The sequence below is a fragment of the Sorangium sp. So ce363 genome (assembly GCF_051520435.1).
Lineage (GTDB): Bacteria > Myxococcota_A > Polyangia > Polyangiales > Polyangiaceae > Sorangium > Sorangium cellulosum_B.
Genome location: NZ_CP150333.1, coordinates 12724629 through 12750235, shown reverse-complemented (window position 1 = coordinate 12750235; position 25607 = coordinate 12724629). Strand labels below are relative to the sequence as shown.

Genomic DNA, 25607 nt, shown 5'->3' with positions numbered 1-25607 from the left:
TAGCGCCCCGCGCTCCGGCCACGCAAGCCCGCTCGGCGGGCGCCCCCGCTCTACGCCGCCTTGCGCGGCGAGCGCCCCGTCAGCTTGGTGTACGCGTGATAGCCGAGCCAGCGGAGCGGCTCGGGCGGGACGCCCCGGAGGGGGGCCATGTAGAACGGCAGATCCCGCCACCGCGCGTCGTCGCCCGCGTAGATGTCGCAGAGCACGCGGCCCGCGAGGTTGGCGAGCGTCACGCCGTGGCCGCTGTAACCGAGGGCGTAGTACACGTTCCGGTGCTCGCCACGCACCCCCATGCTGCAGAGCCGGCTCATCGTGATGCCGAGGGTGCCCGTCCAGCGGTGCGCGATCCGCAGCCGCTCGGCCGCAGGGAAATAGCCGGTGAGCCGGCGCCGGATGGCCTCGAACGCCGGCCCTGCCGACTCGGGTGTGCCCGGGTAGGAGGTCTTGTTCCCATAGAGGTAGGCATACGCGGCGTTGCTGCCCCCGCCGAACACGAGCTCACCGGCCGGCGTCATGCTGGCGTACGCGATCCGGTCGCGGTCGTCGCTGAAGCCGGCGACCTGCCCCCAGCCGAGCGCGGCGCGCGCCTCGGCGTCGAGCGGCTCGGTCGCGATGACGTGCGAGTGCAGCGGGAAGATGCCGGTCTTGAAGTAGCCTAGGCGCGGCGTGTAGCCGTTGGTGGCGAGCACGATGGCCGCGGCCCGGACGACGCCGCCCGGCGTGGTCAGCTCGATCGTGCGCCCCTCCCGGATCCCGAGCACCGGCGTGTCCTCGTGGACGGCGACCCCCCAAGCGAGCAGCAACGGGCGCAGGCAGCGCAGCAGGTCGACCCCGTTCAGCTGCCCCTCGGTCGCGTCCAGCACGGCCCCGGCCGCGCCCTGGATCCCGAGCCGCTTCGAGAGCGCCGCGCTGTCCAGGTACTGTAGCGAAATGCCCCAGCTGGCCAGCTGCTCCACCCGCGCGTGCGCCGCCTCGGCCCGGCGCGCGTCGGTGAGCACCTCCATGCATCCGTCGCGGCGGTGGCGCACCGGGAGGTCGTGCTCCTGGATCATCCCGACGATGCCGTCGATCCCCGCGCGCGTCGTCTCGTACACGCGGCGCGTGAGCTCCGGATCGCGAGAGCCCACCCCGTTGATCCAGTTCAGCATCATCCCCCCGTTGCGCCCGCTCGCGCCGTTCGCGAGGTGGCGCGCCTCGAGGATCATGACGCGGAGGCTCGGAAATCGGCGGATTAGATGGTATGCGGTGGAGATCCCGGTGAAACCTCCTCCGATGATGGCCACGTCGGCCGTCGCGTCCGCGCGCAGCGGAGGGACGGGCTCATAGACCGGACCCGCCTCGCTCCACACGGAGCGCGCGGAATCGATGTGCGTGTGCGTGTACGTGTCAACGAGCGCTGCACGAGCCACGATGATCACCTATCAGAGGGATGCGCCTCTGGCACCATGAACCCCGGGAGCCCTGCTTGAAGCGACGTGTCCGGCTCTGCATGAAGGATCTCTTCCACCAGGACGTGGTGGAGATGATCGAGCGCGAAACCCGCAAATACCAGATCTGGTCCATCGAGGATCCTTCCGACCCAGACTTCGACGCGGCGTATCAGATCCTCTGGGACTGCTTCGGTCCTCATGGAGAGATGGAGCGCAAGGAGGCGATCGAGGCGTTCCTCCGCGACGACCCGTTCACGCCCGAGCCGTCGGGCACGTACATGCGCTACTTCCTGCTCGTGGCGCGAGACGCGGACGGAAAGGTGCGCGGCGTCCGCGACGGCACCGTGCTCATCAATCCGGCGTACGCTCCGGACCTCTGCGTCATCTACCTCGCTCATATCTTCATGATCCCCGAGGCGCGCGGGACGGTGCTGTCGTACTGGCTGCGCATCTCGCCGGTCGAGCTCGCCATGCAGTACCTCACCGACCTCCACGCGATGGGGAAGATCACGCTCCCCGCGCCGTCGGCCCCGGGCAAGTACTTCGGGATGAACGTCGATCTCGCGGCCGAGGTCGAGTACTTCACGCCGGAAGAGCGCCTGTCGTGGCAGCGCATCCTGTTCTACGGCCGAGGCGGGTTCGACGCGATCAACCCGCGCCACTTCCCCTACCGCCAGCCCGACTTCCGCGATCCCGAGGTGATCCGCGCGACCGGCAACCAGCCGTCTCCCTTCATGGTCCTCGTGCGGCGCATGGGCCGCGAGCGGCAGGCGCAGCTGCCGATCGACGAGGCGAGGGCGCTCATGCGGCTTCTGTACGACGATTTCGCGGATCACTGCGCGCCGCACCTGCTCGAGAACAGCCTCCAGCTCGTCCTCGACCGGCTGGAGGAGCGGGCCAAGCGGAAGAGCTTCGTCGAGCTCTTGCCGCTCCCGACCGGGCCCAGGGATCTGCACCGGCTGAAGCCGCTCTTCCGGCACAACGTGTTCACGAAGTACTACCCGGACAGCCCCGACATCCGCGGTTACCTAAACAGCGGCATCCGCGAGAGGCTGCTCGCGAACCCGCGCCACCTCGACGAGGAGCTCGCCCGCATCGCCCGGGAGCTGGAGACCCGTCCGCCGTTCGTCTACGGGAGCCGGGACAAGACCGCGACCTGGGAGGGCAACCCGCTCGCTCCAGGCTCGGAGCCGCTCGCTGACGGGCCCGACGCGGGCGAGATCACCCGCGAGGTGCCGGCGCCGTCGACCCTGCCGCCGCGGTGATCCCCCACAGCGCCGTGATCACCGCGCCTCAGGCGGACCGGCGGCGCCGCCGCTCCCGGGGCCGGCCGTCGCGGCCCGCGCGCGCAGGGCGCCCGCGCGGAGCCTTTGCACCGCCGCGGAGGCGGCCTCGTGGGCGTCGAGCGCGCCGCGCAGCACGAGCGCCCGCCCCTTGGCCGCGGCGGCCTCTCCCAGCGTCCCGTCGAGCACGCCCTCGGCGAGCCGGACGAGCGGGCCGATCTCGGCGAGGTTCCGCGCGAGCGCCCGGGCCTCCGTGGCGAGCCCGGACGCCGCCTCGCAGGGCGAGGCGCTCGCGATGGCCGCGGCCTCCTCGCAGAGCCCCTCCGCGACGGGGCCCATGTCGCGCCAGCACGACACGGCCGCGCGCAGGCTGGCCGGCGTGACGTGCGTCGCGCGCGACGCGTCGATCCCGCGCGCCGCGTCGACCCGCGGCCCCGCCGTCGCCGCCTGCGCCGCGGCGATGACGGGCGAGAGGGCGAGGAGCGCGCGCTCCAGGGCGCGGGTGGCCTGCTCGACGCGGACGAGGCGCTCCTGCACGTCGGCGCTGGCCAGCGGGGCGTCGCTCAGCGTGAGCGCCGAGAGCCGGCCGGAGACGTCGATGGCGAGCTGCTCGAGGGCGCCGACGATGCGCTGGTCGAAGCGGCGCGGGACGACGTCGAGCACGCAGAGCGCTCCGAGCACGTGCCCGTGCGCGCGCACCGGCACGCCCGCGTACGCGCGGATGCCGTAGCTCTCGACGAGCTCCTTCGGGACGCGCTCGTCGCGCAGCGCGTCGTCGACGATGAGCGGCACCTCGTCGAGCACGACGAGCTGGCAGAAGGAGTTGCTCCTCGACGTCGCGCAGCTCACGGCGAGCTCGAGGGGGAGCCCGTGCTGCGCGCGCAGGAGCTGGACATGGCGCACGAGCAGGCTGACCACGGCGATGGGCGACCGGGCCAGCTTGGCGGCCCGCACCACACAGGCGTCAAGGATGGCGTCCGCGTCGGCGCGCAGCACGGCGCCGCGCAGCTCGGCCAGGCGGACGGGGTCGTTCAGGTCGGCCATCGCGCGATGCTACCCTGCCTGGCGGGGCGCGGGTCGGCCGAGGTCACCCCGGGCGCGCCGCCGCTTCCCTCGCCCGCACCGCCGCGATGAAGGTGCGGAGGTGCACCTCGACCACCCGGCTCACGTCGGGCGTGTACCCACCCGCGAGCACCCACGCGATCGGGACGCCCCGCTCGAGCGCGGCCCGGAACACGATCTGGTCGCGCGCGTGGAGATCGTCGTGCGTCAGGTCGAGCGGCGAGTACGGGTCCTCGCGGTACGGGTCCGCGCCGGCCTGGTACAGGATCAGGTCGGGGGCGGCGCGGTCGATCGCCGGGCCGAGGTGCCGCTCCAGGATCTCGAGGTAGGCGGCGCCGCCGCTCCCGTTCGGGACCGGGACGGACCAGCAGTTCTCGGTGTCCGGGGCGCGCTCGCCCTCGACGTCCCGGTGCGCTTTGTTCTGCTTGTACCAGCTGCCGTAGATGGAGAGCTGGAACGCCCAGGGGCGCGACGCGAGCAGCGAGGCGGTGCCGTTGCCGTAGTGGAGGTCCATGTCGACCACCAGGCCGCGGCGGATGCGCCCCTCGGCGCGCGCGCGCTCCAGCGCGACGACGAGGCCGTTGAAGGTGCAGAAGCCCTCGCCGTGGGCCTCGTGCGCGTGGTGGAAGCCGCTCGCGAGGTTGCCCGCGACGCCGTCCTCGAGGGCCGCCGCGGCGGCGGCGACGCAGCCGCCGTTCGTGAAGCGCACCGCCCCGGCGAGCGCCGGCGACCACGGGAGCTTCTGCGACTCGGCCAGCGCCCGGGGCTCGCCGGTCGCGATCGCCTGGACGTACCCGGGCGCGTGGACGCGAAGGAGGTCCTCGTCACAGGCCGCCTCGGGCTCCTCGATGCGCGCGGGCAGGCCGCTCCGCTCGATCGCCTCGCGCACGAGGGCGAACTTGCGCATCGGCATGACGTGCTCGCCGATGTCCGCGAAATAGCGCGGCGTGTGGAACACCCGGATCGGCGGCGAGGCGGCGGCGTCAGAGGTCACTTGCAGACCGACTCGAGGTGGTCGAGCGCCTCGCCGACGTGGCGCGGGGCGAAGATCAGCGCCGGCCGGAAGCGGAGCGTGCGCTCGCCCGAGCCGCCCACCTCGAGGCCGCGGTTGCGGAGCGCGGTGAGCGCCGCGTCGCGCCGGGCGGCGTGGGGGAAGTCGACCGCGGCGAAGGTGCCGCTGCCGCGGGCGCCCGAGAGCACCCCCGGGTAGCGCCGGCAGAGGTCCTCGAGGCCGGCGACCAGGCGCTCGCCGGTCGACCGCGTGTTCTCGAGGAGCCGGTCGCGCTCGATGACCTCGAGGATCACCTCGAGCTGCGCGCCGCGGAGCGGGTCGCCGAGCCAGGTGTTGAAGACGCGCAGCGGCTCGATCGGCGCGAGCTCCTCGCGGCAATAGAAGCCGCCGAGCTGCATCTTCTTGGAGAACGTGACCATGTCCGGCGGCTCGGGCAGGTCCCACGCCTCGTGCGCCCAGAGCGCGCCGGTCCCGCCGCCGCAGGTCTGCACCTCGTCGATGATGAGCGCGACGCCGCGCTCCGCGGTGAGGCGGCGGAGCGCCTGGAAGAAGGCCGGGCTCGCGTGGCGGTCGCCGCCCTCGCCCTGGATCGGCTCGACGATGACCGCGGCGACCTCGTCCGGGTGGGCGTCGAGCGCCGCCTCGACCGCCTCGAGCGAGCGCGCCTCGGCGGCGCGGTTCTGCTCGGCGTGCGCCGCGAGGGGGAAATGGCTCGCGGGGAACGGCGCGACGGGCCAGTCGAACGCGGGGATGTCGAGCTTGTGGATCGGCTTGCTCCGCGTCGCCGAGAGGGCGCCCATGCTGCGGCCGTGGAAGCCGCCATCGAAGGAGAGCACCTTGAAGGCGTTCACGCCGGGCTGCCGGTTGAGCATGGTCGCGGCGAGCTCGCCGTCGCTCGGCTGCGCGCCGCCGCGCCGGCGCCGGGCGAGGCGGATGAACGCGGCCTTGAGCGCGTTCTCGACCGCCTCCGCGCCGGTCGTGAACGTGAAGACGCGCGTGTGCCCCTTCGGCGCGACGCGCATCAGCGTCTTCTCGACGAGGTCGACCCACTCGGGCGCGGGCGCGACGCCGAGCGCGGAGCGGTAGCCGGCGCACCAGTCGAAGCGGCCGTCGCGCCACGCGGCGAGCAGGTCCGGGTGGTTGTAGCCGATGGGCACGGCGGCGATGTGCCCGTACACGTCGAGCAGCACGTTGCCGTCCACGTCGACCATGTAGTTGCCCAGGCTCTTGCGCGCGTCCTGATAGAAGTGGATCGGTCGCGCGTCCTGGTAGCGATGGTGGCGAGCGCGGAGCGCCTCGGACGCAGGCCCCGGGATGGCGGTGCGCATCGAGGCGCGCTCGGGCTCGCCGGGGATGGGCGGGGGGATGTGGGTCGGGGCGTTCATGGTCGGACTCCAATGCAACGGGGGCGGCGGAGCGTCACGCAGATCCGTCGGTCGCGACGGCCGCCCGGACGCGCACCACGATCGATTTCGACGCGGGCGTGTGGCTCTTCTCGGCGATGCTGCCGAGCGGCACGAGCACGTTCGCCTCGGGGAAGTAGGCCGCGACGTTGCCGCGGGGGATCGTGTACAGCACGACGCGGAACGCGCGCGCGAAGCGCTCCCCGTCGGAGAAGCGGCTCGTGACGTCGACGAGGTCCCCCTGGGCGAGCCCGCGCTCGGCCGCGTCCTCGGCGTTCATGAACACGACGCGGCGCCCGCCCCGGACGCCGCGGTACCGGTCGTCGAGCCCGTAGATGGTCGTGTTGTACTGGTCGTGGCTGCGGATCGTCATCATCAGGAGCTCGCCCGGCTCGAGATCGTGCCGCGGGAGCGGGTGGATCACGAAGTTCGCCTTGCCCGTCGCCGTGTGGAACTCGCGCCGCGCCGCGGCGTTCGGCAGGGCGAAGCCGCGCGGGTCCCGGATGCGCGCGTTGAAGTCGTCGAAGCCGTCGATCGTGCGCTCGATGAGATCGCGGATCCTGTCGTAATCGGCGGTGAGCTCCTCCCACGGCACGCGCGAGCGCGCGCCCAGCGCCGCGCGGGCGAGGCCCGCCACGATCGCCACCTCGCTGCGCAGCAGCTCCGAGGCGGGGGGGAGGTTGCCGCGCGAGCTCGAGACGACGCCCATCGAGTTCTCGACGGTCACGAACTGCGGCCCGCCCGCCTGCGCGTCGCGCTCGGTGCGGCCGAGGCAAGGCAGGATGAGCGCGCGCCTTCCCGTCACGAGGTGCGCCCGGTTCAGCTTGGTCGAGACGTGCGCGGTGAGGTCGCACCGGGCGAGGGCGCGGGCGGTCAGCGCCGTGTCCGGCGTGGCCGAGAGGAAGTTGCCGCCCAGCGCGAAGAAGACGCGGGCGCGCCCCTCGGCCATCGCCGCGATCGCGGCGACGGTGTCGAGCCCGTGGCGGCGCGGCGGGGAGAAGCCGAAGTTCTGCTCGATCCGATCGAGGAGCTCCGCGGGCGGGCGCTCCCAGATGCCCATCGTCCGGTCGCCCTGCACGTTGCTGTGCCCGCGCACCGGGCACGCGCCCGCGCCGGGCCGCCCGATGTTGCCGCGGAGGAGCAGGAAGCTCATCACCTGCTGCACGTTGGCCACGCCGTTCTGGTGCTGCGTGAGGCCCATGGCCCAGCACGCGATCGTGCGCTCGGAGCGCATCGCGATCTCGGCCGCCGCCCGTATCCGGTCGCGCGGGACCCCGCTCTGCGCGACGATGTCGTCCCAGGGCGCGCCGCGCACGGCGTCCGCGAACGCCTCGAAGCCGTGGGTGTGGCCCGCGATGAACGCGCGATCGAGCACGGCGCCCGGCCTCCGCTCCTCCTCTTCGAGCATCTCCTTGATGATCCCGGTGAAGAGGGCGACGTCGCCGTTGATGCGCACCTGGAGGAAGAGCGTCGAGAGCGGCACGCCCGAGCCGACGAGATCGAGCGGGTGCTGCGGGTGCTGGAAGCGCTCGTTGCCGGCCTCGGGGAGCGGGTTCACCGTCACGATCTCGCACCCGCGCAGCCGCGCCTCGCGCAGCGCCGAGAGCATGCGCGGGTGGTTCGTCCCCGGGTTCTGCCCGACGACGAAGATGGCGTCGGCCAGCTCGAAATCGTGGAGGGATACCGTCCCTTTGCCCACGCCGATGGCCTCGCGCAGGCCGACGCCGCTCGACTCGTGGCACATGTTCGAGCAGTCGGGCAGGTTGTTCGTCCCGAGCTCGCGCACGAAGAGCTGGTAGAGGAACGCCGCCTCGTTGCTCGTGCGGCCCGACGTGTAGAAGACGGCCTCGTCCGGCGAGCCGAGCGCGCGCAGCGACGAGGCGACGACGTCGAGCGCCTCGTCCCACGACACCGGGCGGTAGTGCGACGCGCCCTCGTCGAGCAGCATCGGGTGGACGAGCCGCCCCTGCTTGCCGAGCCAGTGGTCGGACTGCCGCGAGAGCGCCTCGACGCTGTGCTCCCGGAAGAACTCGGGCGTGACGCGGCGGAGCGTCGCCTCCTCGGCGACCGCCTTGGCGCCGTTCTCGCAAAACTCCGCGAGCGAGCGCTTCTCCTCGGGCTCGGGCCACGCGCAGCCGGGGCAGTCGAAGCCCTCGCCCTGGTTCACGCGGAGGAGCGTGCGCACGGCGCGCGCGACCCCCATCTCGCCGACCGCGTGCCGGAGCGTCGCGCCGACCGCCGGGAGCCCGCCGGCCGCCGCGCTGCGCTCGCCGATCCTGGGCGCCTCGGGCTCCAGAGGCGGCTCCGCCTGCACGTCGCGCACTACGTCGCGGGCCGTCACGACGCGGCCTCCGCCGGGACCGCGACCGGGACCTCGATGCGCTCCCGGCCCGCGTACACGTTGAACCGCCCGTCGCGGGCGAAGCCGACGAGCGTCATCCCGTGCGCCGCCGCGAGCTCGGCGGCCAGGCTCGAGGGCGCGCCCACCGCGACCATCACCGGGATCGAGGCCCGGAGCGCCTTCTGCACGAGCTCGAACCCGGCGCGCCCGCTGACCATGAGCACCGCGCCCGGATCGGGCAGCCGCCCGGCGAGCAAGGCGGCGCCGATCAGCTTGTCGACGGCGTTGTGGCGCCCGACGTCCTCGCGGAGGTCGGCGAGCGCGCCGCCCGCGTCGAAGAGGGCCGCCGCGTGCAGCCCCCCGGTCCGCCCGAACACCGGCTGCGCGCCGCGGAGCCGCGCGGCGAGCCCGTGCACGATCGCCGGCGCGAGCCGGGGGACGCCCCGCGCGAGCGGAGAGGGCGGCGCGAGCGCCGCGACGTCGATCGACGCCTTGCCGCAGACGCCGCAGCTCGCGCTCGCGACAGCGAGGGCGCGCTCGGTGCGCCCGAGATCGACGGCCACGTCATCGCCGAGCGTGACGCGCACGAGGTCGCCCGAGGGGCCGAGGGCCTCCTCGACGGCGACCGCGTCGGCCGCGCGGGAGATGACGCCCTCGGCGAACAGGAGGCCGACCGCGAGCTCGCGGTCGTTGCCGGGCGTGCGCATCGTGATGCCGAGGCGGCGCTCGGCGCGGCGCGCGTCCCCGAGGGCGCGCGCGACGACGACGATCTCGAGCGGCTCCTCGACGGCGAGCAGATCTTCGGCGTCCGAGGCGGCCTCGCCCGTGATCCTGCGGATCGAAACGGTGGTGGTGCTTGACGGCATGGCGGCGTGTCCGGCGCTCTCAATCGTAGCCCGCGGCGACCCGCCGAGCAGGATTCGCGTGGAGCCGCCCGCCTGGCCGGCGCCGGCCGCGCTCCGACGCGCCCCGGGCGGAGCCCTCGCAAGGATCTCCGCCGAACAGCCGGCGCCTACGATGGGGCGCGGAGCCCCGGGGCCTCCTGACCCCGGCTATCCCGAGGACCACGCCGCGCAGAGCCTCTCGAGCTCCCGGTCCGGCACGTCGAGCGGCGCCTTCCCGCGCCACGCCGGCGGGAACAGCGGCATCACCGCGCTCCGGAGCACCGGCGCGAACCCCGCGACCTCCGCCGGCCCCCGCGGGATCCGGATCAGGGGCACGCGCTCACCCGGGAACGCCGCGAGGCGCGCGAGCGCGTTCTCGCGGATCGGCGCGAGCTCGCCCTGGCTCACCTCGCGCGCGTGGACGGCCTGGTAATGGCGCAGAAACGACTCGGCCCGGGCGCGCGGGATCTCGTCGCGCTCCTCCTCGCCGACCTGGCGCACCACCGCGAGCAGCGGCAGCGGCACCGGCGTGACGCCGAGCGCCGCGATATCGCGAAAGTCCGGCTGCGCGTACGGGAGCACGTCCGGCGGGACGATCGCGAACCCCGCGCGCCCGTACGCGATGAGCCGCACCACCGTGTCGCGGTCGTCCGGGTCGACGGCCTCCATCTCGGCGGCGAGCATCACCTCCGCGCCATCGCCGCCGGCCCCCTCGCCCCCTGCGAGCCCCGCGCCCTCGATCGCGCGGCGCGCGAGCGCGACGGGCGCCGCGCGCAGCAGGGCGGCGAGCCCGGTGCGGCGGAAGGCCGGCAGGACGAGCGCGTGCGACAGGAGCGCCACGCAGCGCCGCGCCGCGCGGTCCAGCGTGACGTAGCAATCGCGCACGCCGGCGAGGTGCCCCTCCGCGTCGCGCGCGAGCAGCAGGTGGTACGTCGCCGTGATCGGCGCCCCCGCGTCCGTGTGCGCCCCGGTGAGCCACGCCCAGAGCACCTCGCGGCGCTCGAGCTCCCCCTTCGGCCCGAAGACCGCGTCGAGCGCCCGGTAGCCCTCGTCGAACGCCGCGCCGTCCTGCGCCTCGTCCACGGAGAACTGCGCGAGCGCCCGCGCGACCTTCTCCGGCCCCTCCCCCGGGCAGACGTCGCGCGGATCGACGATCATCCGGCCATCTCGCGCAGCACCGCGTCGAAGACGCCGATCGCCTCGTCGACGTCCGGGACCGTCGTGATGAGGTGCGGCCGCAGCCGCACCGAGCGCGTCCCCGTGTAGCTCGCGAACACCCCGCGGCGGAGCGCGCGCGAGAGGAAATCGTCGCGCGCCGCGGTCGTCGGCAGGTCGAACGCGAGCAGGAAGCCGCGGCCGCGCGGCTCGCTCGCGAGCGCGGGGTAGCGCTCGCAGAGCTCCTCGAGCCGCGAGAGGAAGTGGCGGCCCGTCACGCGCACGTTGCCGAGCAGGTCCTCCGACTCGATCGCGCGGAGCGTCGCCAGCGCGATCGCGGACCGCGCGCGGTCGCCGTTGCGCGTCTGGTACATGCGCCCGAACTGCGCGACGTCGTACGCGCTCGTCGCGAAGAACCCGCCCATCTGCATCTTCTTGCCAAAGCACATGAGATCGGGCGGGCGCGGCAGATCGAGCTGCTCGTGCGCCCAGAGCGCGCCGGTGATCCCCATGCCCGTCTGCACCTCGTCCAGGATGAGCGCCGCGCCCGCCTTCCCGGCGAGCTCCTGCACGCGGCGGAAGAAGGCCGCGCTCGCGTGCCGATCGCCCCCCTCGGACTGCACGGGCTCGACGATCACGGCGGCCACCCGGCCGTCGTGCGCGTCGAGGATCCGCTCGAGCGCGGCGAGCGCCTCCGCCTCGGCGCGGTCGTTCTCGTCGGCGAAGCGCGCCAGCGGGAAGCGGCTCGCGGGGAAGGGCGCCGTCGGCCAGGGGAACGCGGGCAGGTCGGCCTTGTGGATCACCTTCGAGTGCGTGGCGGACATCGGCCCGAGACCCCGGCCGTGGAACGCGCCGGCGAACGACACGACCACCGCGTCGGTGCCCGCGTTGTCGAGGATGCTCTTCTGGAGCTCCTCCGGCAGATCGAGCGGGTTCCTCGGCAGCCCGGCGGCCTCCCGCCGGCGCTCGCCGTGCCGGATGAACGCCGCCTTGATCGCGGACTCGACGCCCTCGCCCCCCGCGTCCACGCAGAAGACGCGCGCCATGCCGCGCGGCGCGAACCGCTGCTCGAGCGCCTCCACGAACTCGAACCAGGCCGGCGTCGTCACGAACGGCGTCGACGTCGGGTTCGCGACGGCGCGGATGAAGGCCTCGCGGTGCGCCACCTCGACCAGCGCGGGGTGGTTGTAGCCGAGCGCCCCGAGCGCGAAGTTCGCGAACAGGTCCAGGAACACGTTGCCGTCCACGTCGACGAGCGAGCACCCGCGGCTCGCGATGTCATCCATCACGACCGCGCGGTACCTCGACTGCATGTCGAAGCCGCCGCGCGCCATCCAGGCGCGCGCCTTCGGCCCGGGCAGCTCGGTGACGACTCTTCGCGGAGGGACGGACGGGAGCGTGGGGCGATCGGAGAAATCCATAGGCAGCGCGAGTATCCCGCACGCCGGGGCGGGTGTCATCGCCGCTTGCCGCGCCCGGGTGCGCGGGTTTACGACGGGGGCATGGGTGACACGCGCGAGACGGTGAAGAGGCTTTGGATCGACAACGCCGAGCGGGAGGCGCTCTCCGGCGAGACGTTCGAGACCGCGAACCCCGCGACGGGCGGGGCGCTCGCGCGGCTCGCCCGCGGCCGCCGCGAGGACGTGGACGCCGCCGTGGCGTCCGCGCGCGCGGCGTTTCCGCGCTGGGCGGCGATGGATCCGAACGAGCGCGCGCGCATCCTGTGGAAGGCGGGGGAGCTGATCCTCGCGCGGTGCGAGGAGCTGGCGCGGCTCGAGGCGCTCGACACGGGCAAGCCGATCACGGCCGCGCGGACGATCGACGTGCCGCGTACGGCGGACACGTTCTTCTACTTCTCCGGGTGGGCGACGAAGCTCGGCGGCGAGACGATCCCGGTCCGGGGTCCGTTCCTGAACTACACCGTGCGCGAGCCGCTCGGCGTCATCGGCGCGATCATCCCCTGGAACTTCCCGCTCTTGCTCGCGGCGCGGAAGGTGGCGCCCGCGCTCGCGGTGGGCAACGTGGTGGTCGTCAAGCCGCCGGAGGAGGCGAGCCTCACGACGCTGGAGCTGGCGCGCCTCCTCGCGGAGGCGGGGGTGCCGCCGGGCGTCGTCAACGTCGTCACGGGGCACGGCGAGGAGGCGGGGGCTGCGCTGGTCGAGCACCCGGGCGTCGCGAAGATCTCGTTCACGGGCGGCACGGAGACGGGCAGGACGATCATGCGCGCGGCGGCGGGCACGCTGAAGAAGCTGTCGCTGGAGCTGGGCGGCAAGAGCCCCAACATCGTCTTCGCGGACGCGGACGTGGAGAGCGCCGCGAAGGCGGCGGTGACGGCCATCTTCTACAACCAGGGCGAGCTCTGCACGGCGGGGAGCCGGCTCCTCGTGGAGCGGGCGGTGCACGACCGCGTGCTGGAGGTGGTCACGAGCGGCGCGCGCCGGATGGTCCCTGGCGATCCGCTCGATCCGTCGACGCAGATGGGCCCCCTCGTCTCGGAGGCGCACTTCACGAAGGTGCTCGGCTACATCGACCGTGGCGCGGCCGAGGGGGCGCGCCGCGAGACCGGCGGGCGCCGCGAGGGCCCGGGGTTCTTCGTCGAGCCGACGGTGTTCTCGGCGGTCTCCCCGTCGATGAGCCTCGCCCGCGAGGAGATCTTCGGCCCCGTGCTGGCGGTCCTCCCCTTCGACGACGTGGAGGAGGCCGCGCGCGTCGCGAACGCGACCGAGTTCGGCCTCGCGGCGGGCATCTGGACGCGCGACGTCGGCAAGGCGCACGCGCTGGCCACGCGCCTCTCGGCGGGCACGGTCTGGATCAACACGTACAACCGCTTCGACGCGGCGAGCCCGTATGGCGGAACCAAACAGTCCGGCTTCGGGCGGGAGAACGGCCGCGCGGTGCTGGACGAGCTGACGCAGCTGAAGTCGGTCTGGGTCTCCCTCAGCTGAGCGGGGCGCATCGGCGCTGACCGCGCGCCCCGCTCTCGCCTCCCTCTTCCGTCCTCGCCTACGGCCGACTACTTCGGCGGGGGCGCGGCCTCCTTCGTGCCAGGCGCCGGCGGCTGCGCGCCCGCGCCCGCAGGACCGAGCTTCTGCGAGAGCGCCTCCGCGTCCTTCAGGTGCTTCTCGATCGTCGGCCGGAGGTCCTTCTCGACCATCGCCTTCAGATCGGCGTTCTTCGCGTTCGGCAGCGCCTTCCTGTCGAGGAAGTCGAGCGTGTTCTGGTGATCCTTGATCATTGTGGCCACGAACTGCTGATCGAAATCGGCCCCTTGCAGCGCCTTCAGCTGCTCGAGCGCGCTTTGCGTCTCTTCGGTGAGCTGCTTGCTCTTGTCCGAGTCAGCCGCCGTGATACCGAGCTTCTTGACCAGCTTGGCCTGCTTCGCCTTGGCCTCGGTGTGGTGCTGGGCGATGACCTTGGCATAGGCCTTCACGTCCTTGCTCTTGGCCTTCGTCTGCGCGAGCTGGGCCTCGTCGATCTCCTTCTTGTTCGCGGCGTCGAGCACGGCGAGGATCTGCTCGTCGGTCAGCGGGGCCTCGGCCGGGGCGCTCGGCGTCGTGGCCGTCCCCGGCTGCGTCGCCCCCGCCTGCGGCTCGGTGCCGGGCTGTGGAGCCGGCGGCGTCGCGGGAGGCGCCTCCTCCGGCAGCGGCGGGGCGGCGGTCGGGGCCGGCTGCAGTGGTGCTTCGTTCGTGCTGGGGCTGCTCGCCGGGGGCGGGTTGGAGCAGCCGACGCCAACAGCGAGACCGATCGTCAGGACGAGAGCGTTGCGCGATGCAACCATGGGTAAAGACCTCCTCACGTGGATTCGAGTGCCGGCCCCCGTGCAAGATCCGGTGCACGGCACGGGTGCCCCATTTTCTCCCGAATCCACGCGACTGCCCCCCTCCCCGCTGTGGCAAGTTGCTACAGGAGTGGGCGAATCTGCCTCATCAGTCCGCTTGCGTTCAGGAGAATGCCTATGGCGGACTCGACGGTTGCGCGGCGACGCTGTCGCGCGACAGCCCCGGTAAGGCCGCGCGGCACGGCGCGATGACCTCGGCGAGCACCTCGCGGCGCAGCGCCCCGAGCGCGCGCGCCGGGAGCAGGCCGAGCGCCTCGTGCACGGCGGGCCCGGGGGCCGGGTCGACGGCGTAGCGGGCGGCGGCGCGGGAGAACGCCCGCTCCGCCGCGGAGCGCGCCGGCTCGCCGAACGTCGCGAGCATCCACGAGAGCGCCCTCCACGAGAGCGCCGCGTGCCGCTCCTCGTCGGCGGCGATGCGCGCGAGCGTGGCCGCGAGCGCCGGATCCCCCGCGCGCTGCGCGATCTCACGGCCCTCCGCCGCGCCCAGCGCCTCGCCTACGCAGCCCTCCTCGACGAGCGCCTCCACCACCTCGGCGACGCTGGCGCCGAGCGGCGCCGTTGCCGCCTCGAGCAGCGGCCCGGGGCCGATGGCCCGGCCGGCGAGGCGGGAGGCGACGCCGTAGGCGAGGCGCGCGTGCTCCACCTCGTCGAGCGCGGCGCGGTGCGCCTCGCCGACGAGGGCGGCCGGCGCGCCGAGCGCGAGGAGCTGGAGGGAGAAGCGGGCGAAGCTCGCGATGGACGCGTGCTCGAGCGCGGCCACGGCGGCGTAGTGCGCCGCGGCGAGCTCGCGCACCTCGGGCGAGAGGGACGCGACATCGAGCTCGGCGGGAGCGCGCCAGTCGTCGCGCGCGGCGCCCTGCGCGGCGCGCGGCTGGCCGTCGACGACGAACGGGCGGCCGATGGCGCAAGAGATCCCAGCGCACTCCCAGCGCACGCGCTCTCCCTCCGGGTCGGTGACGACGCAGGCGGCGCCGCGGTTCTCGTCAGAAGATCGGCAGTCCGCGTCGCGCAGGCAGGTATCTTCCTCGGTGCGGCAGGCGAGCGTCACCTGCTCCCAGCAGCCGTTGAAGTACGCCGACAGGCCGCAGGTGCTGCCGGGGCAATCGGCGTCGACCGAGCAGAGGGCCTTTGCGCAGACCGAGTGCTGCTCTCGGAGGGCGCCTGTCCCCTTGCACACGCAGGCCTCGGACGCGCCGCACTCCGCGTCGCTCTCGCAGGCGTACTCGCAGCCGCAATACGCGCCTATCTGCCCGAACGAGCTCACGCACTTTCCGCGGGGTCCCTCGTGGCAGTCGGCGTCCGTCCTACACTGGAACGTTCGCTCCGTGCCGCTGCACGCGCGCTGGTCGATGGTCGCGTCGCACCGGACCCGCGTGGCGCGGTGCACGGTGCCGTCCCGCTCCTCTACCCAGCCCACGCCGCGCGGTGGCCGGGGCGCGGCTTGTTCGTCCGGGACGCCGGCGTCGCGGGGCGTGGCCTGCGGCTCGCCGAGCGTGACGACCGCGATCTCGGGGCTCTTCGCGTTGGAGCAGCCGGCGGCGCCAGCGGCGAGGAGGAGGGTCATGCGGAGCGAGCGGTGACGATCCATTCGCGGAAGGGTAGCAGAGGGGCGCGCGACGCCGGACCGGCCGGCTCGCGGCGGCGCCGTCGCGGAGCGAGCGCGCTTCAACCGAGTCGAACGGTTCGGGCCTGGACATCGATGCTCGCCGGACCTGCCGAGAAGCGCGCGCCCTCGGCGGTGCACAGCCCTCTCCGGGATTCCACACCAGAGCGGGCCGCCTCGGCGACCCGTGCCATGTTTTCTGAGGGGTCCAGTCTTCTATTCCTCAGAGTACCTGCTCGGAGCCGAGCGACTCTCCATGATCTATCTTCAGCGGAGCTGCCCCAGCGCGCTCATCCCTCACACCCGTCCGGAGCCGAGCAGCGAGATGAGCTGTTCTGCGGAGACATGGTCGCGAAGCACGGCGCGAGGCCGCGCGCTGCCGCGCCGGCAGGGCAGCTACCTCCTCGCCCTGCGCCCGATCCCGCGCGCGTCGCGCCCGATCGGCTCGCCCAGCTCGAACGCCGGCTCGCCGGTCCTCGCCGGCGGCGCTTGCGGCTCGCCCGCCTCGAGCGGGCCGTGCGCGTGCTCGGCGTCGGCGATGGATGGATAGCGCTCCACGTCGCCGTCGACCTGAAAGCCCCCCTCGCGCGCCGGGCGCACCACGCGGCCGAGGACAAGCCCCTCATCCCAGATGCCGCCGTGTTCGACCGCGATCGCAGCGCCTACGGCCACCTCGGAGAGCCGCGAGAGCGCGCCATCCGGCCGCTTCGGCGTGGGCCGCCAGCGCAGGATCGTGTCCTCGTGAAGCACGACCACCGCGCGCTCGCCGGGCAGCTCGGAGATCCCGAGCGCAAAGCGCACGCGGTGCCCCGGTGCCCCAGAGCCCGCGCCGCGCCCGCCGCGGGCAGCGCTCTCCGCCTCGTCGATCGCGGCGAGCTGCTCCGGTTGCCGATCCTCGAGCGGAGCCATGCGCCGTGTCCTCCTCCGCGGATCTCGGACGAGGTCGCCGCGCCGTCAAGCCCGCTGCGTCGCCCGCCCCCTCGCGCGCGCCAGCTCGGACGGCGCGCGTCCCCCAGCCTCCAGCACGCACAGCGCTCGCCCTCCCGCAGCGCGCGACGCCCACGACGCACAGCGAGGGACGCACGGCGAGGATCGGGATCGCAGGCCGCTCCAGGCGAGCACCGCTCCAGTCGAACGCCGCCCCGGACGGCGGTGGCCAGCGCCGTGTCCGACGCTTGACGTCCGCCGAACCTCCGCCCATCCCCCTCACTCGATGGTGTCGTTCGATCCGTTCCCTGCCCTGATGACGCCGCGCCTCCGCCTCCGCGCGATCGAGCCCGCCGACGCCGCGACCATCCTCCGCATCCACTCCGACCCGGAGGTGACGCGCTACTTCGGCCGCGCGTCCGACAGCTCGCTGGCCGACGCGGAGCAGCGCATCGCTTCCATTCTCGACGGGATCCGCGACGCCACATCCATCCGCTGGGGCATCACCCTTCACGAGAGCGGAGAGATCATCGGGACCACGGGCTTCTGGCGCTGGAACAAGCCCCATCGCTGGGCGGAGATCGGCTACGAGCTGCTGCCCGCGCACTGGAACCGGGGCATCATGACCGAGGCGCTGCGCGCCATGCTCCCCTTCGGGTTCGACGCGATGGACCTCCACCGCGTCGAAGCGCACATCGATCCCGAGAACCGCGCCAGCATGCGCGTTCTGGAGCGGCTCGGCTTCGTGCGGGACGGGCTGCTCCGCGAGAACTGGTATTACAACGGGCGGTACACCGACACCGCGATTTACGGGCTCCTGCGCAGCGACGCCGACAGCGCCGCGAGGTGACCCGAGGTCGCCCGAGCGGCCTGCGCGCGTCCCCCCTCCCGCGCTATCTCGGCGCCGGCGCGCCCTTGCTGCCCGGCGGCGCCGCGGTCCCGGCCTCGCCCTTGCGCGCCAGGTTCAGCTGGATCCGCGCGGGGGACTCCGACGTGATCTGCACCGTCTGCGAGACGCCGTCGCTCGATCGCACGTCGACCGAGAGCGACACCCCCGGCATCGGCCGCGCGATGACCTGGCTGCCCACGCCGAGCACCACGCCGTTCAGCCGCACGACCGCGGCGCTCGGCTCGATCTGCACCGCGATCGGATCCACGAGCGACCGCTGATCCCTCGGCCGGCTCAGCGCGACGAACATGAGCGACGCCACCGCGACGCCTGTGGACACCGAGGCCACGAGCCACGGCAGCGCCACCGGGCGCAGCGCGTCGCCGCCGGCGCGCATCAGCCCGCCGAGCCCCCGCCGCGGCTCCGATCGCACGCTCCGCCGGCCTTCGGAGGGCGGCCCCGCGGACAGCGTCGCGCCCGGCTTCGGCCGCCACCCCGCGCGCTGCTGCGGGGCGACGGCGGCCGCGATGCGCTGCCGCTCCTCCTCCATGCTCTCCCCGCAGCGCTCCAGGAGGAGCTCCGCCACGTGCGCGGGCGTCACCACGCCCGACCTCCGCATGAGGAAGTCCTCCAGCGCGCTCGCCATCTCGCCCGCCGTCTGGAAGCGCTGCCGCGGATCGCGCGCGAGCGCCTTCACGATGATCTCCTCCAGATCACGCGGGCAATGCGGCGCGATCAACGTGGGCCGCGGCGGCTCCGGCACCCCGGTCTGCGGCAGCACGAGGTCGTGCAGCACCTGGAACGGGAGCGCGCCCGTCACCGCCTCGAAGAGCACCACGCCGAGCGAGAAGATGTCCGAGCGGCGATCGACCGGCTGGCCCTGCGCCTGCTCCGGCGACATGTACTCGCCCTTGCCCTTGATCTCGCCCGTCTGCGTCGTGTCGCCCAGGCGCTCGAACGCCTTCACGATCCCGAAATCAGCCACCTTCACCGTGCCGTCGCGATCGATGAGGATGTTCTGCGGGCAGACGTCGCGGTGCACGATGCCGAGCGGCTCCCCGCGGTCGTCGTGGAGGTCGTGCGCCGCGTGCAGCCCGTGCGCCGCGTCGGCCACGATGCGCGAGGCGATCGCCGGGGAGAGCGGCATCGGACGGAGGCCCGGCCGGAGCAGCTGCTGCATCGTCTGCCCGTCGATCCACTCCATCACGAGGAAGAGCACGCCGTCCGTGTCGCCGAGGTCGAGGATCTCGACCACGTTGCGGTGGTGGATCTTCGAGGCGAGGTTCGCCTCGTCGAGGAACATGCGCTGGAACTGCGGATCACGCGCGAGCGCCGGGATGAGCGTCTTCAGCGCGACGACCTTGTGAAAGCCGCGGGAGCCCTCCATGCGCGCGGCCCAGACCTGCGCCATCCCGCCTTCGCCGATGAGGCGCAGAAGCTCATATCGCCCGAGACGCTGCCCCGGAGCGGGGTCCTCGGAGATCCGCATGGCTCACCAGATGCTGGTGCTCGGGGAGCCGCGCCCGCGGTCCCCAGGAGCAGCCCGGCCGCGGGTCGCGGCCCCTCTCTCCAGACGATCACCATAGCCAAGCGCGACCGCGCCGGAAAGGCTCGTGTGGCGCGCCCGCGCCCGCGACGCCTCGATCCCGGCGTCCGCGATGCCCGCGGCGCCCCGCGCGCGCCCTTCTCCGCTTCCCCTCGCCCGCGATCCGCGTCGCTCCCCCGCCTCGCCCCTGCTATGGCCGGAGCACGATGACGAACGCGACAAGCGCTCCGCCCGCCCGCGCGGACCGGGCCCCCGCCTCCAAAGCCCTGTTCGACCGCGCCGCCGCCGTCCTGCCGGGCGGCGTGAACAGCCCCGTGCGCGCCTTCCGCGCCGTCGGCGGCGACCCCCTGTTCATCGCGCGCGCCCAGGGCGCGCGGCTGTTCGACGCCGACGGGGCCGAGTACATCGACTACGTCGGCTCCTGGGGGCCGGCCATCCTCGGCCACGCGGACCCCGCCGTCATCGAGGCCGTCCGCGAGGCAGCGCTCGGCGGCCTCTCGTTCGGCGCGCCGACCGAGCTCGAGGTCCGCTTCGCCGAGAAGATCCGCGAGCTCTACCCGAGCATCGACATGCTGCGCTGCGTCTCGAGCGGCACCGAGGCCACGATGAGCGCCATCCGCGTCGCGCGCGGCTTCACGCGCCGCGACGCCATCATCAAGTTCGAGGGCTGCTACCACGGCCACGCCGATCACCTGCTCGTCAAGGCGGGCAGCGGGCTCGCCACCTTCGGCGCCCCCGACTCCGCCGGCGTCCCCGAGAGCATCGCCCGCACCACGCTGTCCTTGCCCTACAACGACCCGGCCGCCCTCGAGGCCGCCTTCGCCGCGCGCGGCGGCGACATCGCCGCGGTCATCCTCGAGCCCGTGGTCGGCAACATGGGCTGCGTCCCGCCCGAGCCCGGGTTCCTCGCCCTCGTGATCGACCTCTGCCGCAAGCACGGCGCGCTCTCGATCTTCGACGAGGTGATGACCGGCTGCCGCCTCGCCCGCGGCGGCGCGCAGGAGCGCTTCGGCCTCCGGCCGGATCTGACGACGCTCGGCAAGATCGTCGGCGGCGGCATGCCCCTCGCGGCCTACGGCGGCCGCGCCGACGTGATGCGCGTCGTCTCGCCGCTCGGCCCCGTGTACCAGGCGGGCACGCTCAGCGGCAACCCGCTCGCGGTCACGGCGGGGCTCGCGACGCTCGATCGCCTCACGCCCGCTCTCTACGAGCGGCTCGAGAAGCTCGGCGCTTCCCTCGAGGCGGGCCTCCGGGCCGCCGCCGAGGGCGCTGGCGCGGCCGCGTGCGTCCAGCGGGTCGGCTCGATGATCACGCTGTTCTTCACGAAGGGCCCAGTCCGCTCCTGGACCGACGCCGCCACGTCCGACACGAAGCGCTTCAGCGCCTTCCACGCGGCGATGCTCGCGCGAGGCGTCTACTGGCCTCCGTCGCAGTACGAGGCGGCGTTCCTGAGCGGCGCGCACTCGGAAGAGGACATCGAGCGGACGATCGCCGCCTGCCGCGAGGCGCTCGCGGCCTGAGGGCCGCGCCGGCCTCTCCCAGGAGGACACCCGCGACGGCGAGGCCAGGACGGCGAAGGGCCGACCGCCGCGGCGATCGGCCCTCCCCGCGCCGGCGCTCCTTCTTCAGCGCCGGCGCGAACGGTCCTCGGAGCGTGTCAGTCCGCCGCGCGGACCCAGCCGTTTCTGTAGTAGTTGCCGCGCGCGGTCGGCCAGAGCAGGCAGTTCGTCGCCGATCCCGGCACCGTGTACACGTACGTGTTCGGCTCCGGGTCCGCCCCGTCCCACCCGATCTCGCGGAGCGACACGACGATCTCGATCGTCCCGTCGCCGTTCACGTCGGCGAGCGTCGGCACCGGCATCGCGCCGAGCCGCGGCAGCGCGATCTGGTGGAGGATCGTGCCGCCAGCGTCGAGGACGAAGAGGTGGCTCCTGTCCTCCTCGGTCGAGTAGGTGTTGAACACGACCTCGGGGATGCCGTCGCCCGACAGATCCCCGACCACGACGCCGCCCGTGAGCACCTGCGTGTCGTCCGTGTAGGTGACGTCCCAGAACTCGGTCTTGTCGGCGTAGACCGCGTGGATCCGCCCGTCCAGGCCCGCGAAGATCATCTCGGGCCCGGCGTGCGTCGCGTCGAGATCGGCCACGGTCACCTGCTGCGTCATGGCCACGATGTTGCCGTCGAAATCCTCGCCGCCGGACAGGTAGTCCGGCGCGTAGAACGGGCTCTCCCACCCCTCGATGCGGCTCGCGTCGTTGCGGACCGCCCACAGGCCGACGCCCTGGGACTGGTCATTCATGGCGACGTCCTCGGCCGCCGCGAGCATGATGATCTCCGGCGTGCCGTCGCCGTCGAGGTCCGCGATCGCAGGGGCCGAGTTCTTGAAATAGGCCTGCAGGTCGCTGCTGTCGCCGAAGCCCTGCTGCGCGAGCTCGAGATCGTGCATGTACCGCACGCCCGGCGTCTTCGGGCGGCCCTCGAACATGGGATTCGCGTCGAAGGCCTCTCCCGTGCCGTGGTAGAACCCGGCATAGGAGTTATCCATCGGCGAGACGATGTCCTGCGATCCATCGCCGTCGAGATCACCGATGGCCAGGTTCTGGTCGTAGGCGCCCACGATCCAGCACTCGGCGTCGTCGCTGCGGCGCGCGTCGCAGCCGATCGTCTGGCTCTCGATCGGCGGGAAGCCAGCGACCGCCGACCCGCTCGCGTGGAAGGCCATCAGGATGTCGGAGTAGTCGGGGGACCTGTCGGTGCTCGCGGCGACGACGTCGAGCTGACCGTCGCCGTCGATGTCGCCCGCGGCGAGGGAGCGGATCTCGTCGTTCCAGGTGACGGGCCAGCCGCTCACCAGCTGGCCGCTCGCGTCGAGCATGTAGATCGTGGTGCGCGCCGCGAAGACCACCTCGAGCTGCCCGTCGCCGCGGAAGTCCGCGACGATCGGGCTCGCCCAGATGCGGCCGTTCTGACGCGACTCGTCGTAGCGCCACTTCTGCTCGCCGTCGGGGCCCCAGACGACGACGTTGCCGTTGTGCGTCACCAGGATCTCCTGCTCGCCGTCGCCGTCAAGATCGGCGACCACCGGCGACCCGAGCCACGCGCTCTCGTCGTCGTCGGACAGCTGGAGGAGGAGCTGGGGCTCCGCGACGTCGGAGGAGCCGCTCGACGCCGGAGCGCACGACGCGGCGGCCGGCAGCGGCTTGGAGCCCCCACCGACGGGGGGGCGGTAGCCACCGGAGCCAGAGGAGCCACTGCCGCTGCCGCTGCCGGTGGTGGGAGAGGTGCCGTCGAGGTTGCCGAGCTGCCCTTCGCAGGCCGCGAGGGCGAGGACGCTGGTGAAGAGAGCGATTCTACCGGGAATTACAAAACCTCGGTTGGAGACAAGGGAGTTCATCATGCCAGGGAGCTTACCAGCGCTCCGGGCCCTACAAGGAGGTGGAAGCGGAAAATTGACGCAGTCGCGCACACGCCGAACGGTACGTTACGCTCCTCCTTCTGGCGCGCAGGTGGCACACCTCATTGCAGGAGGGAGGCAAGTACACGTTCGTGACGTAGCGCGCACGCTCCCACCCCCGTTCCCCACCTCCGCTCGCGCCCCCGCGCGACGTCGGAGACGCATGGCGGGGGTATGGGTGCGGGTAGGTGCTGTGCTAGGCTCCGCCGCCATGAACGTATCGCGACGGCTTTGGATTGCTGGCGCCGCATGTGCCCTCCTGATGGGGACGACGGCGCTTGGCTGCAGCTCGAATCCCGCGCCCAAGACGGCCAAGGTGCAAGCCGGTGACATGCCCGAAGGCGGCGACTGGACGGGGGTCTATTACAGCGAGCTCTACGGCTACCTGCACCTCGTGCAGGACAACGACGCCATCGAGGGGCGCTGGATCCGTCCGGTCAAGGATCGCTGGGGCGTGCTGCACGGGACGGTGACAGGCGACCTCATCAAATTCACGTGGACCGAGCACACCATCGGCGCGATCGGGCAGAGCGCGACCAAGGAAGGCCGGGGGTACTTCAAGTACACGCGGCCGGAGGGCGAGAACGTCGACGACCGGCTGGCGGGCGAGATCGGCCGCAACAAGGACGAGGTCGGCGAGCCCTGGGAAGCGGTCAAGCAGCGCAACATGCTCCCGGATCTGAAGTCGATCGGGGGCTCCGGCGCCTCTGACATGGGCGGCGGCGACTGGGACAGCGCGAACCAGGAGGAAGGCGCGCCCGAGCCGCCCGCCGCTCCCTCTGACGAAGCACCTGCCGAGCCCCCCGGCCTCTGACATAACAGCCCCCGATGACCCAACCGCAGCCTCGAGGCATTCAGTTCCGCGAACCCCCCATCTTCGAGCGTGGCACGCCGGGCAGGACCGGCGCGTCGCTCCCCCCGCTCGACGTGCCCGAGGTCGAGCCCGCCGCCCACTACGGCGCGCTCGCCCGCAAGGAGCCAGCCGGCCTGCCGGAGGTGAGCGAGCCGGAGGCCTTCCGGCACTTCATCCGGCTTTCGCAGTGGAACTTCTGCATCGACGGGCAGATGTACCCGCTCGGGTCGTGCACGATGAAGTACAACCCGAAGATCAACGAGTGGGCCGCGCGCATCCCCGGATTCGCGAAGCTGCACCCGATGACGCCCGACGAGCTCAGCCAGGGCTCGCTCGAGGTGATGTGGCGCCTGCAGGAGGCGCTCTGCGAGGTCAGCGGGATGGACGGCTGCTCGCTGCAGCCCTCCGCGGGCGCGCAGGGCGAGCTCGCCGGGCTGATGATGATGCGGGCGTTCCACGAGTCGAAGGGGCGCTCGCCGAGGAAGGTGTTCATCCCGGAGAGCGCCCACGGCACGAACCCGGCGAGCTGCGCGCTCAACGGGCTCGTGGCCGTCCGGATCGAGAAGACCGCCGACGGCATCACCCACCCCGAGCAGGTCCTCGCCGCGATCGAGCGCGAGGGGTCGGACGGCGACGTCTGCGGGCTGATGATCACGAACCCGAACACCCTCGGGGCCTACGAGACGCACCTGCCGGCGATCATCAAGCTCATCCACGACAAGGGCGGGCTCGTGTACGGGGACGGCGCGAACACGAACGCGATCATGGGGCACGCGCGCCCGGGCGACGTCGGCATGGACGTCATCCACATCAACCTGCACAAGACGTTCACGACCCCGCACGGCGGCGGCGGCCCCGGCTCCGGGCCGGTCTGCTTCAAGAAGCACCTGGAGCCGTTCCAGCCCTCGCCCGTCCTCGTGCGGCGCGGCGACGCCTTCGCGTGGGACCGCGACCGGCCCCAGAGCGTCGGGCGGCTCCGGGCCTTCACGGGCAACTTCGGGATGTTCATCCGGGCGTACACGTACATCCGCGAGATGGGCGGCGACGGCCTCACGGCGGCGAGCAGCCTCGCCGTGCTCAACGCGCGCTACCTGTGGGCCAAGCTGAAGGACCACTACCTCGCGCCGGTGCCGCAGCCGTGCATGCACGAGGTGGTGCTCTCCGACAGCCAGCTGGAGAAGGAGACCGGGGTCAAGACGCTCGACGTCGCCAAGCGGCTGCTCGACTACGGCTTTCACGCGCCCACGGTCTACTTCCCGCTGGTCGTGCCCGGCGCCCTGATGATCGAGCCGACGGAGACGGAGACCCGCGAGACCCTCGACGAGTTCGTGGCCGCGATGCTCAGCATCCTCAAGGAGGCGCAGGAGACGCCGGAGGTCGTGAAGCAGGCGCCCCACGGCACGGTGGTCGGCCGCCTCGACGAGGCCCGCGCCGCGCGCCAGCCGCGCCTGCGATGGTCGAAGGGCTGAGCTCCCCGGAGGAGGCGGCCCGCGGTCGGCCTCCTCCGGCGGGCGGCGCCAGCCGGCCGCGCGCTCCAAATTCGCGAATCTCCGCCAGACGCGACTACAATGAGCGCCGAGGGACCGCAGTGAGGCACCTCACGGGACGAGCGACGCGTGGCCGATACCGTTGAGAACGAAGGCGACATCGAGACGATCAGCCAGACCACCCCGGTCTCGGTCGGAGACAGCGTGCGCCTCGTGTTCCGTGCCTACGACGAGGCGACCCCGCCGTTCAACATCAAGATCCGCTCCCCGTCCGGGAAGATCATCATCGAGCGCGTGCTGCGCGATCTGCCCACCGGCAAGCCGCAGAGCGCCTCCCCCGTCGAGTTCAGCGCATCGTCCCCCGGCGAGTACAAGATCGAGATCAAGCAGCTCTACGGCAAGGCGAAGGGCACGGCCGTCCTGCGCGTGAAGCCCTGAGG

The 25607-nt window shown here is 72.8% G+C and carries 20 protein-coding genes; 7 read left to right on the top strand and 13 right to left on the bottom strand.

Translation table 11 applies throughout. The features are described from left to right. Positions 1 to 50: 50 nt before the first annotated feature. Positions 51 to 1349, bottom strand: coding sequence for an NAD(P)/FAD-dependent oxidoreductase (locus WMF12_RS48030; RefSeq protein WP_437873969.1), 1299 nt, complete (start codon positions 1347 to 1349; stop codon positions 51 to 53). A 116-nt stretch (positions 1350 to 1465) separates the two neighbouring features. Here WMF12_RS48030 and WMF12_RS48025 point away from each other — a divergent pair, with 116 nt between their 5' ends. Next, a complete protein-coding gene (locus WMF12_RS48025; RefSeq protein WP_437857574.1) occupies positions 1466 to 2695 on the top strand; it encodes a hypothetical protein in 1230 nt (409 codons plus the stop codon). Between the two features lie 18 nt (positions 2696 to 2713). Here WMF12_RS48025 and WMF12_RS48020 read toward each other — a convergent pair whose 3' ends face one another. The 7 genes from WMF12_RS48020 to WMF12_RS47990 all read right to left on the bottom strand — a co-directional run bounded on the left by WMF12_RS48020 (position 2714) and on the right by WMF12_RS47990 (position 11991). After that, positions 2714 to 3757, bottom strand: a complete 1044-nt coding sequence (locus tag WMF12_RS48020) for a GAF domain-containing protein (protein ID WP_437857568.1) — start codon at positions 3755 to 3757, stop codon at positions 2714 to 2716. A gap of 43 nt (positions 3758 to 3800) precedes the next feature. Beyond that, entirely contained in the window at positions 3801 to 4769 is a 969-nt protein-coding gene (locus WMF12_RS48015; protein WP_437743399.1) for a histone deacetylase family protein, read from the bottom strand. Then, positions 4766 to 6172, bottom strand: coding sequence for an aminotransferase class III-fold pyridoxal phosphate-dependent enzyme (locus WMF12_RS48010; protein WP_437857537.1), 1407 nt, complete (start codon positions 6170 to 6172; stop codon positions 4766 to 4768). The genes WMF12_RS48015 and WMF12_RS48010 overlap by 4 nt, the downstream gene beginning before the upstream one ends. Before the next feature lie 34 nt (positions 6173 to 6206). Beyond that, positions 6207 to 8531, bottom strand: coding sequence for an FdhF/YdeP family oxidoreductase (locus WMF12_RS48005; RefSeq protein ID WP_437857526.1), 2325 nt, complete (start codon positions 8529 to 8531; stop codon positions 6207 to 6209). Next, positions 8528 to 9397: a formate dehydrogenase accessory sulfurtransferase FdhD gene (locus WMF12_RS48000; protein WP_437857507.1), complete on the bottom strand. Its 870-nt coding sequence runs from the start codon at positions 9395 to 9397 to the stop codon at positions 8528 to 8530. The genes WMF12_RS48005 and WMF12_RS48000 overlap by 4 nt, the downstream gene beginning before the upstream one ends. 186 nt (positions 9398 to 9583) lie before the next feature. Continuing rightward, the gene (locus tag WMF12_RS47995; protein ID WP_437857500.1) at positions 9584 to 10573 is read right to left on the bottom strand and encodes a hypothetical protein; all 990 of its coding nucleotides are present in this window, start codon (positions 10571 to 10573) and stop codon (positions 9584 to 9586) included. Further along, a complete protein-coding gene (locus WMF12_RS47990; protein WP_437857492.1) occupies positions 10570 to 11991 on the bottom strand; it encodes an aminotransferase class III-fold pyridoxal phosphate-dependent enzyme in 1422 nt (473 codons plus the stop codon). Before WMF12_RS47990 ends, WMF12_RS47995 begins: the two co-directional genes overlap by 4 nt. A gap of 81 nt (positions 11992 to 12072) precedes the next feature. On the opposite strand from WMF12_RS47990, the gene WMF12_RS47985 reads away from it, so the two are divergent. Then, entirely contained in the window at positions 12073 to 13515 is a 1443-nt protein-coding gene (locus WMF12_RS47985; RefSeq protein WP_437857481.1) for an aldehyde dehydrogenase family protein, read from the top strand. A gap of 68 nt (positions 13516 to 13583) precedes the next feature. On the opposite strand, the gene WMF12_RS47980 is transcribed toward WMF12_RS47985, so the two are convergent. From WMF12_RS47980 to WMF12_RS47970, 3 genes are all read right to left on the bottom strand, one after another. Then, positions 13584 to 14348, bottom strand: coding sequence for a DUF4142 domain-containing protein (locus tag WMF12_RS47980; RefSeq protein ID WP_437857471.1), 765 nt, complete (start codon positions 14346 to 14348; stop codon positions 13584 to 13586). A gap of 175 nt (positions 14349 to 14523) precedes the next feature. After that, on the bottom strand, positions 14524 to 15996 hold the full coding sequence (locus WMF12_RS47975) for a ferritin-like domain-containing protein (protein ID WP_437857464.1): 1473 nt from the start codon (positions 15994 to 15996) through the stop codon (positions 14524 to 14526). Between the two features lie 411 nt (positions 15997 to 16407). Beyond that, positions 16408 to 16920, bottom strand: coding sequence for a hypothetical protein (locus WMF12_RS47970; RefSeq protein WP_437857456.1), 513 nt, complete (start codon positions 16918 to 16920; stop codon positions 16408 to 16410). Between the two features lie 304 nt (positions 16921 to 17224). On the opposite strand from WMF12_RS47970, the gene WMF12_RS47965 reads away from it, so the two are divergent. Next, entirely contained in the window at positions 17225 to 17788 is a 564-nt protein-coding gene (locus tag WMF12_RS47965) for a GNAT family N-acetyltransferase (RefSeq protein WP_437857449.1), read from the top strand. A gap of 43 nt (positions 17789 to 17831) precedes the next feature. Here WMF12_RS47965 and WMF12_RS47960 read toward each other — a convergent pair whose 3' ends face one another. Further along, complete coding sequence (locus WMF12_RS47960; protein WP_437857428.1) at positions 17832 to 19316, bottom strand: serine/threonine-protein kinase; 1485 nt, start codon at positions 19314 to 19316, stop codon at positions 17832 to 17834. Between the two features lie 263 nt (positions 19317 to 19579). On the opposite strand from WMF12_RS47960, the gene hemL reads away from it, so the two are divergent. Next, on the top strand, positions 19580 to 20893 hold the full coding sequence (gene hemL, locus WMF12_RS47955; RefSeq protein ID WP_437857417.1) for a glutamate-1-semialdehyde 2,1-aminomutase: 1314 nt from the start codon (positions 19580 to 19582) through the stop codon (positions 20891 to 20893). Between the two features lie 137 nt (positions 20894 to 21030). On the opposite strand, the gene WMF12_RS47950 is transcribed toward hemL, so the two are convergent. Further along, positions 21031 to 22770, bottom strand: a complete 1740-nt coding sequence (locus WMF12_RS47950; protein WP_437857405.1) for an FG-GAP repeat domain-containing protein — start codon at positions 22768 to 22770, stop codon at positions 21031 to 21033. 268 nt (positions 22771 to 23038) lie between these two features. Here WMF12_RS47950 and WMF12_RS47945 point away from each other — a divergent pair, with 268 nt between their 5' ends. From WMF12_RS47945 to WMF12_RS47935, 3 genes are all read left to right on the top strand, one after another. Then, a complete protein-coding gene (locus WMF12_RS47945; RefSeq protein ID WP_437857394.1) occupies positions 23039 to 23641 on the top strand; it encodes a hypothetical protein in 603 nt (200 codons plus the stop codon). Between the two features lie 14 nt (positions 23642 to 23655). Then, a complete protein-coding gene (gcvPB, locus tag WMF12_RS47940; protein WP_437857386.1) occupies positions 23656 to 25149 on the top strand; it encodes an aminomethyl-transferring glycine dehydrogenase subunit GcvPB in 1494 nt (497 codons plus the stop codon). Positions 25150 to 25296: 147 nt separating this feature from the next. Beyond that, on the top strand, positions 25297 to 25605 hold the full coding sequence (locus WMF12_RS47935) for a hypothetical protein (protein ID WP_437743383.1): 309 nt from the start codon (positions 25297 to 25299) through the stop codon (positions 25603 to 25605). Positions 25606 to 25607: the final 2 nt, after the last annotated feature.

Coding starts and splice junctions, on each gene's coding strand:
- WMF12_RS47990 (WP_437857492.1), bottom strand. CDS start 11,991: ATGGATTTCTCCGATCGCCCCACGCTCCCGTCCGTCCCTCCGCGAAGA.
- hemL (WP_437857417.1), top strand. CDS start 19,580: ATGACGAACGCGACAAGCGCTCCGCCCGCCCGCGCGGACCGGGCCCCC.
- WMF12_RS47980 (WP_437857471.1), bottom strand. CDS start 14,348: ATGGTTGCATCGCGCAACGCTCTCGTCCTGACGATCGGTCTCGCTGTT.
- WMF12_RS48020 (WP_437857568.1), bottom strand. CDS start 3,757: ATGGCCGACCTGAACGACCCCGTCCGCCTGGCCGAGCTGCGCGGCGCC.
- WMF12_RS47945 (WP_437857394.1), top strand. CDS start 23,039: ATGAACGTATCGCGACGGCTTTGGATTGCTGGCGCCGCATGTGCCCTC.
- WMF12_RS47965 (WP_437857449.1), top strand. CDS start 17,225: ATGGTGTCGTTCGATCCGTTCCCTGCCCTGATGACGCCGCGCCTCCGC.
- WMF12_RS47975 (WP_437857464.1), bottom strand. CDS start 15,996: ATGGATCGTCACCGCTCGCTCCGCATGACCCTCCTCCTCGCCGCTGGC.
- WMF12_RS47960 (WP_437857428.1), bottom strand. CDS start 19,316: ATGCGGATCTCCGAGGACCCCGCTCCGGGGCAGCGTCTCGGGCGATAT.
- WMF12_RS47950 (WP_437857405.1), bottom strand. CDS start 22,770: ATGATGAACTCCCTTGTCTCCAACCGAGGTTTTGTAATTCCCGGTAGA.
- WMF12_RS48010 (WP_437857537.1), bottom strand. CDS start 6,172: ATGAACGCCCCGACCCACATCCCCCCGCCCATCCCCGGCGAGCCCGAG.
- WMF12_RS47995 (WP_437857500.1), bottom strand. CDS start 10,573: ATGATCGTCGATCCGCGCGACGTCTGCCCGGGGGAGGGGCCGGAGAAG.
- WMF12_RS47985 (WP_437857481.1), top strand. CDS start 12,073: ATGGGTGACACGCGCGAGACGGTGAAGAGGCTTTGGATCGACAACGCC.
- gcvPB (WP_437857386.1), top strand. CDS start 23,656: ATGACCCAACCGCAGCCTCGAGGCATTCAGTTCCGCGAACCCCCCATC.
- WMF12_RS48000 (WP_437857507.1), bottom strand. CDS start 9,397: ATGCCGTCAAGCACCACCACCGTTTCGATCCGCAGGATCACGGGCGAG.
- WMF12_RS47970 (WP_437857456.1), bottom strand. CDS start 16,920: ATGGCTCCGCTCGAGGATCGGCAACCGGAGCAGCTCGCCGCGATCGAC.